Raw genomic sequence first — 12404 nt, forward strand, 5'->3', positions numbered from 1 at the left:
ATTTTACGTCATATTATTTTAATTTTGCTTCCAACTGGTCAATGCGTTTATGGGCTGCGATAAATTCCTGGGCAATGATTTTGAAGGCCTCGGCACTCATGAGCTGGTCCTCAGCGTGGAGAATCAGCAGGGTGACGCTGCTGCCCTGACCTTCGCTGGCTTCACGGGTTAAAAGCCCCGTATGGGCATCATGGCCCTCGACGAAACTTTCATCGCCCTGGGCGATGAGCTTTTCCGCCCGGTCATAGTCACCGGCTTTGGCGGCCTGAATGGCTTCGATATAGGAGCTGCGGGCGGCCCCCACACCGGAAATAATCTTAAACGCAATCAGTTCTAAATCTTCCACAGATAAAAACCACCTTTCCTCTTGTTGGCGATGACGGCATTTTTGCTATCATCCTCTATACATTATTAGCGTTTGACTGAGAAAATCCTGCCTGTATACATTCTTTGGTGGTGGAAAATTCTATAGAAAAATTAATTTGATAGCGTTATAATATTTTTGTGTTCAAGGTGTTCAGTAAGCAGACTAAGGAGGCCCCATGCGACTATTAAAAGCCATGCAGGAGGCGGAGCGTTTCTCGCCTACGGAACAATCCGTCATTGACTATATCACGAAAAATCCGCAGGAAATTGCGACCATTTCCATCCGGGAACTGGCAGATCGTACCTTCACCAGCCCCGCAGCCGTGTTCCGGCTTTGCCAGAAGCTGGGGCTCAAAGGTTACAATGAGTTTAAGATACGTTTTATGAGCGAGATGAGCCGTTCCTCGGCTGACCATGACATTTCGGCCATGATCAGCCGTCCCATCACGGATAAGGATTCCGTAAGGGATATTGTGCGGAAGATGGCAGCCATTGAGATAGAGGCCATCGAGGAAACAAAGAACGAGATGGATATGGCGCAGCTCGAACGCATAGCCAATCTTATGGAAAAGGCGGCTGTCATTGACATCTATGCCTATGACCAGAACTATTCGCTAGCGGAAACCGCCGTTTACAACCTGCTGCAGGTGAAGCAGACGGCTGTAGCGCATAACTCCATGAACAGTCAGTTTTCTCAGGCGTTGATTTCGGATAAGAATCACTTCGCCATTCTCATCAGCCGTTCCGGGGAGAACAAGCGCCTCCTGCGCACGGCGAAAATTCTGCGGGAGTGCCATGTACCCACGGCGCTGCTGACTTGCAACAAGGATACGCCCCTTTCCCGCATCTGTGATGAATTTCTCTACGTGGCCAATACTTTGGAATATTTGGACTGCGGCGGCAATATCTTCAGCGTGGGGGTGCGCTACTACATGGACGTGCTGGTGGGCATCATTCTGTCCAAGCATTTTCAGGCGATTGAGGAATTCTACGACCTTTACGAAGGCGCAATCGGCCGTTCTGATGCCAAGGACAGGCTCTGGTAAAAGTACGATGAAAACAATATAGAAAACATTTTCCGAAACATTGTTTAATCTTGTTTCGGATTTTTTTATTTCTTTTGAAACGACATTCCAGAACTGTCTGAATCTCTTGAACAGATGGAATTACCATGCTATATTAGGAACGTACCAAGGAGGAAAATCCCCGGGAAATGTGAAGAACAGTTCCAACGCGCGCAGGGGATACAGGAAATCATATTTTTAACTTTAGGATTAGTTCATTTGAGAAAGAGAGGCTTTACCTCATGACGAAACAAGAGATGTTCGATAAGTTTGTCGAATTCATGGCTCGCTTCGCCGAGTACAAAGCGGTAGCCGCCTTGCGGGACGGTTTTATCATGACCACCCCTTTCACCATTTGCGGCTCCTTGTTCCTGTTGATTGCAAATCTGCCTATCCCGGGTTATCCCGAGCTGATGGCCAGCATGTTCGGCCCACATTGGACGGACCCGCTGAATGCCGTAGCTGGTGGTACCTTTAATATCTTAGGATTTATCGCGGTTCTGGCCATCACCTACAAATATGTAGAGGCTGAAGGCTGTGACGCTATTATGGCTTCCATCCTGGCTCTGGCCATGTTCGTCATCATCATGCCTGCCAGCGTTGCTGTGGACGGCGGCGCTCTGGCGGAAAACGTCATGCCAAAACTTTGGGCCGGCAGTAACGGTGTTATCACGGCCATTATGGTGGCCTTCTTCACTTCCGTTGTCTGCTGCTGGTGTGAGAAGAACCACATTGGCATCAAGATGCCGGCTGCAGTTCCCGGCGGTGTGGCCCGCGCCTTTGAGGCTCTGACTCCTGGCGTCATCCTCTTTACGACCGCTGCGGTTGTATTCGGTCTTTGCCACTTCATCGGCAATACGACTTTGCCGGAACTTATCTTCGCGGTAATTCAGACGCCGCTGCAGGGTCTTTCGGATACCATCGTGGGCGGCACGGTATTCTCCATGCTGATGACCGTTCTCTTCTGGGCCGGTATTCATGGCCCCAACGTGGTCGGCGGCATTCTCAATCCGCTGATGATTGCCAACTCTCTGGACAACCAGAAAATCCTCGATGCTGGTATGAGCCTCTTGGGTAACCCGGATGCACATATCCTCACCATTCAGATTACCGATACGTTGATGAAACCCGGTGGCTGCGGTGCAACCTTCGGCCTCTTGATTGCCAGCTATTTGGTGGCACGTTCCCAGCAGATGAAAACCATCACCCGCCTGGGCACGGTCCCCGGTCTCTTCAACATCAACGAACCCATCATCTTCGGTCTTCCCATCGTGTTCAATCCGTACATGATTGTTCCGTTCTGCCTGGCGCAGCTGGCTGTTATGCTGATTGCCTATGGTGCCATTGCCGTTGGCTTTATGGCTCCCTTTAGCGCTATCCAGGTGCCCTGGACTACGCCGCCCATCATTGCCGGTTTCCTCATGAATGGCTGGCAGGGGGCAGTCGTACAGATTGCAGGCCTAGCTGCAGCTACTGCCATTTACTTCCCCTTTGTGAAGGCGCAGGATAATGCTTTCTATAAGGAAGAGCAGAGCGAAGCTGAGGAACATGAACATGAAGAAGAGGGTACGCCCGTACTGAACCATTGAGATATAAAAGGAGTGCATAATTATGAAAAAAATCATTCTTCTCTGTGCCGCAGGTATGTCCACCAGCATGCTGGTCAAGAAAATGCAGGAAGCGGCTGCATCTGAGAGTTTTGAATGTGAAATTGCCGCTTATCCCACTGCTGAAGCAAAGGACAAGGCTTCCGATGCCGATGTGATTCTGCTTGGCCCCCAGGTGCGTTTTGCCAAGGCCAAAGTGCAGTCTGCCTGCCCGGGCATTCCCGTGGAAGCCATCGACATGAAGCTCTATGGCCGCATGGATGGCAAGGGCGTGTTGGAAGCAGCTAAAAAGCTGATTGCTTGAGCAGGGGAGGATGCGTAAATGGAAGGTTTAGAACTCACTGCATTTCAGATTATCTCTTCTGTAGGCACGGCCCGCAGTTCCTATATTGAGGCCATTCAGCAGGCCAAGGAAGGAAACTTTGCAGAGGCAGAATCCCTGATTAAAGAGGGGGACGAAGTGTTCGTGGAGGGACACAACGCTCATGCAGGCCTCTTGCAGCAGGAAGCCGAGGGCGGCCCCGGCAGCACATTGTCGCTGCTGATTCTCCATGCCGAGGACCAGCTGATGAGCGCCGAGGCGTTTAAGACCATTGCCCAGGAGTTCATTGAGGTTCACAAGAAGATTGCTAAGCTCGAAGCGCAGAACAAAGCTGCTGCTAAAGTGGCTTGACGAAGGAGATACAATATGAGTTTTTCGAAAGGTTTTTTATGGGGCGGCGCAGTAGCTGCTCATCAGCTCGAAGGCGGCTGGCAGGAAGGCGGCAAGGGCATAAGTGTAGCCGATGTCATGACCGCGGGCCGTCATGGGGTACCCCGTGAAATCACCCCGGGCGTGCTTCCTGGCAAGAACTATCCCAACCATGAGGGTATTGAATTCTACCATCGCTATAAAGAAGATATTGCGCTGCTGGCCGAGATGGGCTTCAAGTGCTTCCGCACATCCATCGCCTGGACTCGTATTTTCCCAAATGGGGATGAGACGGAGCCTAACGAAGAGGGCCTGAAGTTCTATGATGACCTCTTTGACGAAATGCACAAGTATGGCATGGAGCCAGTCATCACCCTGTCGCATTTTGAAATGCCTTATCATCTGGTCACCGAGTACGGCGGCTGGCGGAACCGCAAGCTGGTGGATTTCTTCGTCCGCTTTGCCACCGTCTGCTTTGAACGCTATAAGCACAAGGTTAAGTATTGGATGACCTTCAACGAAATCAACAATCAGCGGGAGCTGAATGTGCCATTCACCGCCTTCACCAACAGCGGCGTGCTCTATAAGAAGGGCGAGGACAAGAAGGCTGTCATGTATCAGGTGGCACACCATGAGTTCGTGGCTTCGGCCAAGGCCGTTATCGAAGGACATAAGATTAACCCGGACTTTCAGATTGGCTGCATGCTGGCCATGACGCCGGTCTATCCGGAAACCTGCCGTCCTATGGATCAGATAGCAGCTTTGAAGGAAATGGACAAGAGCTTCTTCTTCGGCGACGTACAGGTGCGAGGCCATTACCCCAACTATGTGCTGAAGGAATGGGAGCGCAAGGGCTATCAGATTGAGATGGAAGATGGCGATTTTGACATTCTGTCAGAAGGCACCGTGGACTACTACGCGTTCAGCTACTACATGAGCCATGCGACCACATCTGTGGACAGCCGCAAGAAGAATCTGCAGGGCGGTTTCTTCGACGGGGTCAAGAACCCCTATATCGAGGAATCCGATTGGGGTTGGCCCATTGACCCTGTTGGACTGCGCTATATGCTGAATGTTCTGCAGGAGCGCTATGAACTGCCGCTGATGATTGTGGAAAACGGCATTGGCCTCCATGAGACGCCCAACGCTGACGGTCTTATCGAAGATGATGCCCGCATTGCCTACTTCCAGGCCCATATCGCTGAGATGAAGAAGGCTGTGGAAGATGACGGTGTAGACCTTATGGGCTACTGCCCCTGGGGCCCCATTGACCTGGTATCTGCCGGTACCGGCGAAATGGAGAAACGCTATGGCTTTATCTATGTGGACAAGGACAACGAAGGCAACGGCACCCTCAATCGTGCCCGCAAGAAATCCTTCTACTGGTACAAGAAGGTCATTGAGAGCAATGGCGAAGACCTCAGCCTTGATGAAGAGGAACTGCCCAAAGCAGCCTCCTTTTAAGCGAATTGAAAATATCCCTTAGTGAGTACAGACTGCTGCACGTTAACAAGTGCAGCAGTCTTTTTTATTATGAAAATATGACAAATGTCATACGATTATTTATGAAGTTGTGACAGAGTTCAGCTGACTTTGGTCGAGTTTGATATTATAATTCTTATTGTCAGAAAAAAACAAAGCTTAACTATCTTGCACCGATTGGGGAAAATCGTGCAGGGGAAATTCCGAAAGGGGAATGAATTATGGAAATCGCATTTTGCCGTATTGATGACCGTCTGATTCATGGTCAGGTGGCAACAGTTTGGACCAAGGTTACGGGCTGCAACCGCATCATGTGCTGCAGTGATGAAGTAGCTAAGGATGACATGCGCAAGAAACTCTTGCTGCAGGTTGCGCCGCCGGGAATTAAAGCTTACGTTGTGCCTGTGGAGAAGGCCTGCGAAGCTTATAAGAATCCGAAGTATGATGCATTTAAGACCTTGTTCCTGTTCACGAAGCCGGCTGATGTGGTTCGTGCAGTGAAGGGCGGTATTCCCTTCAAGTCCGTAAACCTGGGCGGCATGACTTACAAAGACGGCGATACGCTGATTTCCAGCGCTGTAGCGGTAAATCCGGATGATGTCAAAGCACTGCTCGAACTGCAGGAAATGGGCATCGAAGTGGAAATCCGCAAACTTGCCAGCGAGCCGAAAGGGGATTTGATGTCGGCTTTGAAGGCAAAAGGTCTTGCATGATTCGTTAGGGAATCTTAGAGAATTCGTTAGGGGGAAATGAAATTATGACGAGTGTACAATTTATTTTGCTCATCGTTGTGGCAGCCATTGCCGGTATGGGGAGTGTGCTCGACGAAGCACAGTTCCATCGTCCGCTGGTGGCCTGCACGTTGGTCGGTCTTGTATTAGGTGATATGACAACCGGTATTATCTTAGGTGGTACTCTGGAAATGCTGGCTCTGGGCTGGATGAACGTTGGTGCAGCTATGGCACCGGATGCGGCTCTGGCTTCTGTAGTATCTGCAATCCTTGTAATCGTTGGTCATCAGTCCATCGGCGCTGGTATCGCGCTTGCCGTACCTCTTGCCGCTGCTGGTCAGGTTCTCACCATCTTCGTTCGTACGATTACCGTATTCTTCCAGCATCTGGCTGATAAATTCGCTCTCGAAGGCAATGCTTTCGGCATTGAAATGTGCCATATCGGCGGTCTGCTGCTGCAGGGTATCCGCGTAGCTGTTCCGGCTGCTGTCGTTGCTGCTGTTGCTGGTACGGACACCGTTAACGCTATGCTGGCTTCCATTCCGGAAGTTATCACTCGCGGTCTGCAGGTATCCGGTGGTTTCATCGTAGTTGTAGGTTATGCAATGGTTATCAACATGATGAACGCCAAGTCCCTCATGCCGTACTTCTTCCTCGGTTTCCTCATCGCTGTGTTCACCAACGTCAACCTCATCGGTTTCGGTGCTATCGGCCTTATCGCTGCTTACTTCCACATCCGTGGCCTGCAGCGTGAACTGAATGGCGCAGCTGCTGGCGGCTCTGGTGACCCGCTCGACAGCATTGATGATTCCGATTTGATGTAAGGGGAGGTTCGACTCATGGAAAAACAGCTCACTAAAGGCGATCTCGTATCGATTTTTATCCGTTCCAACTTCCTGCTCGGCTCCTTCAACTTCGAGCGTATGCAGGCTATCGGCTTCTGCGTGTCCCTGATTCCGGCACTCAAGAAGCTCTACAAAGATGACCCGGAAGAATACAAGCGTTCTCTGAAACGTCACCTCGAATTCTTCAACACCCAGCCGTTCCTGGCAACCCCGATTATGGGTATCATTGCCGCCATGGAAGAAAAGAAGGCTAACGGCGCCGATATCGGTGAGGACACCCTGTCCGGCGTTAAAGTAGGTCTGATTGGTCCTCTGGCTGGTGTTGGTGACCCGATTTTCTGGGGCACGCTCCGTCCGGTTCTTGCAGCTCTCGGTGCTGGTGTTGCTCTGACGGGCAGCATCGTTGGCCCGCTGATTTTCTTCGTGGCATTCAACGTCATTCGCCTTCTGACCAACTGGTACGGCGTAATGTACGGCTATGATAAAGGTACGGAACTCGTAAACGAAGTAGGCGGCAACCGCATGCGCTACCTCACCGAAGGTTCCTCCGTACTCGGTCTCTTGGTTATGGGTGCTCTCGTAGCAAAATGGACCACGGTCAACATGCCCATGGTGCTGTCCTCCTATACGAACAGCCAGGGTGAACAGGTCGTTACCACGGTTCAGAGCCTGCTCGACAGCCTGATGCCTGGCATCGTGCCCATGCTCATGACCTTTGCCTGCATGTACCTCTTAAAGAAAGGTGTTAATCCGCTGATTATCATCCTGGGCCTCTTCGCCCTTGGCATTGCTGGCTACGCTGTTGGTCTTTTCGCCTAAGATAAGTCCAGTAGTAGTCTACATACACATTCCATTATTATATTCATTCCCGAAAAAAGCTCCGCGAGTTTCGCGGAGCTTTTTAGGTGCTTGCATTTCAAATCCACATATGTCTTAAGCACAAGGCGATAAAGCAGACGATGGAAACCCCGAAGGTGAAGTATTCCACGCACTTCACAGGGTAGGCATAGTGCAGGGGAATATCCAGTACTCGGGGCACGTTGCTGGCCAGCAGGGAGGAGGCTATGGATACATAGAGCAGTACGTTGGTCAGCGGCATGGTTAAATGGGTTGAAAAGGCCCGAATCAGCAGATATAACGCAAAGGCAATGAAAAAATAAGCAATCTTGTCTCCGTGCAGTTTCATGTTCATCGTATCACATCCTTGTCAATGCAGGTGAATCAGGGTAATTATACATATCTATTCTCGCTGAGTGGTGGATTATCCTGCAATTACCAGATAATTTGCAAATTTTATTTTGTTGCGAGAATGGTATATAATGTAGAAAAAGATACAGATTTAGCTTGACTTATTTATAATATGTGCTAAAGTGTTAACATACTAATTTACTAGGTTTTATAATTAATTTACAAATGGAAAGAAGGAATTATTATGGCAGAAAAAAATAAGACCGTGGAAGCGGCCAGGGAAGAAGCCCTGCGGGCCCACAATCCCAAGGCCAGCCGCAAGCAGCTTGTGTTATGGTTTGGCGCGCTCATTGCAGGCGGTTTTTTAGGCTTCTTAGGGATTGCTCCGCTGAATGAACTGTTTAACTTTATCGCCACGGTGTTTACCCGGCTGTTCCAGTTTATTGCCGTGCCCACCATCGCTTTGGCAGTGATTACCACGCTGGCGGCATTGGGCGGCCAGCGGGAAACCGGCCGTATCTTTGCCCATGCGGTGAGTTATACCTTCCTGACTACGCTGGCGGCTGCTGCGGTTGGTTTGGGACTGTATCTGTGGATTTCACCGGGCAATCTGCCAGCAGAAATCGTAGGGGCCGGAGCTTCTGCTGTACCTATGGACAAGGTAGGCAAGCTCACCTACTATGACCATATTCTTTCGGTGATTCCCAATAATGTATTACAGCCGTTCCTGGCTGGCAATGTACTGTCGGTGATGCTGATTGCTGCCTCCGTTGGTTTGGGGCTGGCCTTTATGCCCAAGACGGAAAATCGGGAAGTGCTGCTGAAGGGCCTGCATGGTTTGCAGGAACTGCTCTTCACTTTGATTCGCGCCATTTTGTGGGCACTGCCAGTGGGGATTCTGGCCTTTGCCGGTCAGCTGTCTGCCCAGATTGAAGCGGGCGTAATCGTTGGCGCATTGAGTCAGTATGTAGCCGTTGTTATGGGCGGCAATCTCATTCAGATGTTTATCGTCATTCCGTTGTTCCTGCTGCTGCGGGGGCTTAATCCGCTCGATGTGTTCCGTAAGATGTCCCCGGCTGTGGCAGTGGCGCTCTTTACCAAAAGCTCTGCCGGAACCCTGCCGGTGACGCTGGCCACGGCTGAACAGAATCTTAAGGTAAATCCCAAGGTATCCCGCTTTGTTCTGCCTATCTGCACCACTATCAACATGAATGGCTGTGCAGCCTTCATTCTGGTTACTTCCTTGTTTGTGATGCAGAATGCCGGTTTTGAACTGACGCTCGGCACCATGATTGCTTGGGTATTTATCGCCGTACTGGCTGCTATCGGCAATGCTGGTGTGCCGATGGGCTGCTATTTCCTCACGCTGTCTTTGATGAGTTCTCTGGGTGCGCCGATCGGCCTGATGGGGGTCATCTTGCCTATTTACACCATTATTGATATGATAGAGACAGCGGAGAATGTCTGGTCAGATGCCAGCGTCTGCGCCATGACAAATCATGATTTGGCTCGGGAACTGGAACCCAGCCCGAGTATCCAATCATAAGCTGAAGGAAGATGCCTGACATGAAGAAGCTGTATGCGGTGCTCCTGCTGGTATGCTTGTGTTTGTGTGCCGGCTGTGGGGAACAGCAGGTGCAAAAAAGCGATATCGTTTTGGATACGGCGGTCACTCTCACTGCTGATGGTGCTGATGCCAAAGCCGCTATTGATGAAAGCATGGCCCGGCTGAAAAATATTGATGGCATGGTCAATCCGAATGTGCCCGACAGCGATGTGTGCAAACTGGCGCAATACGCAGGGTCCGGCCATTGGGTGAGCCTGCATCCGGAGGTTTACAAGATGCTGGCCTTTGCCCAGACCTATGCAGCAAAAACCAACGGGGCTTTTGATGTGACAACGAAACCATTGGTGGATTTGTGGGGGATTGGCACCGACCATGCAAAAGTGCCTTCTCCGCAGGAGCTGATGGCAGCTCAAAAACTGGTGGGCTGGCAGAAGCTGGAGCTTAATGAAGAAACTCATAGTGCCCGCTTGCAGGAGAAGGGCATGGGGGTGGACTTAGGCGGTATTGCCAAGGGCTTTGCTGTGGACGAAGTGCGGCAGATTTATGCGAAATACGGCATTAAGGACGGTCTGATTAATTTGGGCGCCAGTTCCATGTATGGACTGGGACTGAATAAAGAAGGGAAGTCCTGGCGAATTGGCCTGCGCCATCCCCGCAAGGATGATGCCCAGCAGAAGATGGCGGTGCTGTCCCTGCAGGATGCGGCCCTGTCTACCTCCGGGGATTATGAGCGATTCTTTGAGGCCGGCGGTGTTCGCTATCACCATATTATCGACCCCCGTACCGGCCGGCCTGCTCAGTCCGGTGCCATGAGCGTCACCATTTTGGCGGATGCTTCCGTGCCGGATGGCGGTATGCTGACGGACTTGCTGACCACTGCGGTTTTTGTCCTGGGGCCAGAGCAGGGAACCCGCTTTTTGCAGACTCTGCCACGGGGCGTGGAAGGCGCCGTGGTGGATGGCCGCTATCAGCTTTGGACAACGGGTACTATGGCAGCGGAAATGGAAAAAGTGTCAGAGGAGTTTCAATTCTGGCAAGGAAGTGGAGAGTTACAATGATGGACAAGGATTTACAGGCAAAAGTCGATAAACTTCATTTCCTGCTGAGAAGCTACGGCCGGGTGGCCGTAGCTTTTTCTGCAGGTGTGGATTCGACGGTGCTGTTAAAGGCTGCGCAGCAGGTTATGAGCAATGAGCAGATATTGGCTCTGACGGCGGAAAGTGTGCTGATGCCGGCAAGTGAGATTGCTGCGGCCCGGGCTTTTTGTGAGCAGGAAGGGCTGCGTCAGCAGGTGACAAAACTGGACTTAATCCGGATGAAGGATGTGCGCAATAATCCGCCGGATCGCTGTTATTACTGCAAGCGGCTGATTTTTAACCGCCTGCGGAAGTTAGCCGGGCAGGCAGGTTTTGTTCACCTGCTCGATGGCGGCAATGTGGACGATTGGCATGATTACCGGCCGGGGCGGAGGGCTCTGCGGGAACTGGGTATCATCAGTCCGCTGCAGGAAGCTGGCTTTACCAAAGCGGACATTCGTGCCTATGCAGCCGAACTGGGACTGTCCTGCGCGCAAAAGCCCGCCTCGGCCTGCTTGGCCTCCCGCATTCCCTATCGGGAAAAGATAACGGCTGATAAATTGAAGCGCATAGAACAGGCCGAAGCCTATCTGCAGGAGCGGGGCTTCCATAATGTCCGGGTGCGCAGTCACGAAAATCTGGCTCGTCTGGAACTGGTTCATGAGGATATGGCCCGTTTGGCAGACGCAGATTTGGGCAACGATGTGGTGAAAAAGTTAAAGGAACTGGGCTTTGCCTATGTGACCATGGATTTACAGGGATACCGTCAGGGAAGCCTGAACGAAACCATAAGACGGTGAAGGATGGAAGGCGAGAACATGCCAAAAAGTAATTTGACCACCCTTTGTTATATTGAAAAGGATGGCCGGTATCTGATGATGCACCGGGTAAAAAAGGCGCATGATATCAATAAGGATAAATGGGTGGGGATTGGCGGCCATTTCGAGGCGGATGAATCCCCGGAGGAATGTCTGCTGCGGGAGGCACGGGAAGAAACCGGTCTGACGCTTACGGAGTATAAACAGCGGGGCATTATCACCTTTATGTCCGACAGATGGCAGACCGAATATATGTTCCTCTACACAGCCTCGGCTTATGAGGGAGACATCGGCGAGTGCAACGAGGGAACGCTGGAATGGATAGACAAGGAAAAGGTCTATGAGCTGCCCCTCTGGGAAGGGGATAAGATTTTCTTCCGCCTGCTGGAGGAGCAGCGGCCCCATTTTTCGCTGAAGCTTCGGTATGTGGGGGAGGCCCTGGTAGAAGCCGTTTTGGATGGCAAAAATATATTGGAATAAAAAAAACAGCCTTAACGGGCTGTTTTTTGCATATAAATTGCAGTTTATCGATGTTATTGCGAGATTATTTTTATTTGTTACAGCTCAGTTTGGGCGGAGGTGATAATACTTTTCGCCATTGCACTAAATGACCCACAAGCAGATGTATGGGCTTTTTAGTTACCTGCGCCGGGCAAGACCGGCGGCGCGTATGTTCAGCTCAGTGTTTAGGCTGTGCCGTTTGTGGGCCAGTCCTCACTGCGTTCGGACAGCCGTTCCATGGCGAAAAGCATCACCACCTCCGCCCTAAGCGATGTCCGTATAAGATGGCATTTTCGCAGCGATAAGCAACAAGTACATCGATGTTCTTGTTACGGGAGCAACGAGTTCGTGGCAATAGCATAGACCGTATCTTGGGGCGAACGGGGAGTGATTTTTCTGTAAGGAGCGACTGCCTGAACGAAGTGAAGGCCGGCCCCTGTAGAAAACAGCTAAGTAAATACGCTGAAA

The 12404-nt window shown here is 51.1% G+C and carries 14 protein-coding genes; 12 read left to right on the forward strand and 2 right to left on the reverse strand.

The annotated features are described in order from the left end of the window. Window positions 1-13: 13 nt before the first annotated feature. Entirely contained in the window at window positions 14-346 is a 333-nt protein-coding gene (locus tag T320_RS09485) for a PTS lactose/cellobiose transporter subunit IIA (protein ID WP_037355270.1), read from the reverse strand. Window positions 347-542: 196 nt separating this feature from the next. Here T320_RS09485 and T320_RS09490 point away from each other — a divergent pair, with 196 nt between their 5' ends. From T320_RS09490 to manZ, 8 genes are all read left to right on the forward strand, one after another. Further along, complete coding sequence (locus T320_RS09490) at window positions 543-1412, forward strand: MurR/RpiR family transcriptional regulator (RefSeq protein ID WP_081351344.1); 870 nt, start codon at window positions 543-545, stop codon at window positions 1410-1412. A gap of 260 nt (window positions 1413-1672) precedes the next feature. Beyond that, entirely contained in the window at window positions 1673-3019 is a 1347-nt protein-coding gene (locus T320_RS09495; RefSeq protein WP_026759538.1) for a PTS sugar transporter subunit IIC, read from the forward strand. A 22-nt stretch (window positions 3020-3041) separates the two neighbouring features. After that, window positions 3042-3341: a PTS sugar transporter subunit IIB gene (locus T320_RS09500; RefSeq protein WP_026759537.1), complete on the forward strand. Its 300-nt coding sequence runs from the start codon at window positions 3042-3044 to the stop codon at window positions 3339-3341. Window positions 3342-3359: 18 nt separating this feature from the next. Further along, window positions 3360-3710, forward strand: coding sequence for a PTS lactose/cellobiose transporter subunit IIA (locus tag T320_RS09505; protein ID WP_037355274.1), 351 nt, complete (start codon window positions 3360-3362; stop codon window positions 3708-3710). A 15-nt stretch (window positions 3711-3725) separates the two neighbouring features. Next, complete coding sequence (locus T320_RS09510) at window positions 3726-5192, forward strand: 6-phospho-beta-glucosidase (RefSeq protein ID WP_037355277.1); 1467 nt, start codon at window positions 3726-3728, stop codon at window positions 5190-5192. Window positions 5193-5431: 239 nt separating this feature from the next. Next, a complete protein-coding gene (locus T320_RS09515) occupies window positions 5432-5923 on the forward strand; it encodes a PTS sugar transporter subunit IIB (protein WP_026759534.1) in 492 nt (163 codons plus the stop codon). 44 nt (window positions 5924-5967) lie between these two features. Then, window positions 5968-6765, forward strand: a complete 798-nt coding sequence (locus T320_RS09520; protein WP_026759533.1) for a PTS mannose/fructose/sorbose transporter subunit IIC — start codon at window positions 5968-5970, stop codon at window positions 6763-6765. Window positions 6766-6780: 15 nt separating this feature from the next. Further along, a complete protein-coding gene (gene manZ, locus T320_RS09525; protein WP_026759532.1) occupies window positions 6781-7605 on the forward strand; it encodes a PTS mannose transporter subunit IID in 825 nt (274 codons plus the stop codon). A gap of 97 nt (window positions 7606-7702) precedes the next feature. Here the strand turns inward: manZ and T320_RS09530 are convergent, their stop codons facing one another. Continuing rightward, window positions 7703-7978, reverse strand: coding sequence for a hypothetical protein (locus T320_RS09530; protein WP_230578426.1), 276 nt, complete (start codon window positions 7976-7978; stop codon window positions 7703-7705). A gap of 240 nt (window positions 7979-8218) precedes the next feature. Between T320_RS09530 and T320_RS09535 the strand changes: the two genes are divergently transcribed. From T320_RS09535 to T320_RS09550, 4 genes are read left to right on the forward strand one after another with little or no spacing between them, the layout of a single operon-like run. Continuing rightward, a complete protein-coding gene (locus T320_RS09535) occupies window positions 8219-9520 on the forward strand; it encodes a dicarboxylate/amino acid:cation symporter (RefSeq protein WP_037355280.1) in 1302 nt (433 codons plus the stop codon). A gap of 20 nt (window positions 9521-9540) precedes the next feature. Then, the gene (locus T320_RS09540) at window positions 9541-10599 is read left to right on the forward strand and encodes an FAD:protein FMN transferase (RefSeq protein WP_037355282.1); all 1059 of its coding nucleotides are present in this window, start codon (window positions 9541-9543) and stop codon (window positions 10597-10599) included. Beyond that, complete coding sequence (gene larE, locus T320_RS09545) at window positions 10596-11417, forward strand: ATP-dependent sacrificial sulfur transferase LarE (RefSeq protein WP_037355285.1); 822 nt, start codon at window positions 10596-10598, stop codon at window positions 11415-11417. The genes T320_RS09540 and larE overlap by 4 nt, the downstream gene beginning before the upstream one ends. Window positions 11418-11435: 18 nt before the next feature. Beyond that, complete coding sequence (locus T320_RS09550) at window positions 11436-11915, forward strand: NUDIX hydrolase (RefSeq protein ID WP_037355295.1); 480 nt, start codon at window positions 11436-11438, stop codon at window positions 11913-11915. Window positions 11916-12404: the final 489 nt, after the last annotated feature.

Source organism: Selenomonas sp. FC4001 (assembly GCF_000701565.1).
Classification (GTDB): domain Bacteria; phylum Bacillota; class Negativicutes; order Selenomonadales; family Selenomonadaceae; genus Selenomonas_A; species Selenomonas_A ruminantium_B.

What these genes read in the sequence shown, in the direction of transcription:
- T320_RS09490 (WP_081351344.1), top strand. Translation starts at nt 543, where the DNA reads ATGCGACTATTAAAAGCCATGCAGGAGGCGGAGCGTTTCTCGCCTACG.
- T320_RS09495 (WP_026759538.1), top strand. Translation starts at nt 1,673, where the DNA reads ATGACGAAACAAGAGATGTTCGATAAGTTTGTCGAATTCATGGCTCGC.
- T320_RS09500 (WP_026759537.1), top strand. Translation starts at nt 3,042, where the DNA reads ATGAAAAAAATCATTCTTCTCTGTGCCGCAGGTATGTCCACCAGCATG.
- T320_RS09505 (WP_037355274.1), top strand. Translation starts at nt 3,360, where the DNA reads ATGGAAGGTTTAGAACTCACTGCATTTCAGATTATCTCTTCTGTAGGC.
- T320_RS09510 (WP_037355277.1), top strand. Translation starts at nt 3,726, where the DNA reads ATGAGTTTTTCGAAAGGTTTTTTATGGGGCGGCGCAGTAGCTGCTCAT.
- T320_RS09515 (WP_026759534.1), top strand. Translation starts at nt 5,432, where the DNA reads ATGGAAATCGCATTTTGCCGTATTGATGACCGTCTGATTCATGGTCAG.
- T320_RS09520 (WP_026759533.1), top strand. Translation starts at nt 5,968, where the DNA reads ATGACGAGTGTACAATTTATTTTGCTCATCGTTGTGGCAGCCATTGCC.
- manZ (WP_026759532.1), top strand. Translation starts at nt 6,781, where the DNA reads ATGGAAAAACAGCTCACTAAAGGCGATCTCGTATCGATTTTTATCCGT.
- T320_RS09530 (WP_230578426.1), bottom strand. Translation starts at nt 7,978, where the DNA reads ATGAACATGAAACTGCACGGAGACAAGATTGCTTATTTTTTCATTGCC.
- T320_RS09535 (WP_037355280.1), top strand. Translation starts at nt 8,219, where the DNA reads ATGGCAGAAAAAAATAAGACCGTGGAAGCGGCCAGGGAAGAAGCCCTG.
- T320_RS09540 (WP_037355282.1), top strand. Translation starts at nt 9,541, where the DNA reads ATGAAGAAGCTGTATGCGGTGCTCCTGCTGGTATGCTTGTGTTTGTGT.
- larE (WP_037355285.1), top strand. Translation starts at nt 10,596, where the DNA reads ATGATGGACAAGGATTTACAGGCAAAAGTCGATAAACTTCATTTCCTG.
- T320_RS09550 (WP_037355295.1), top strand. Translation starts at nt 11,436, where the DNA reads ATGCCAAAAAGTAATTTGACCACCCTTTGTTATATTGAAAAGGATGGC.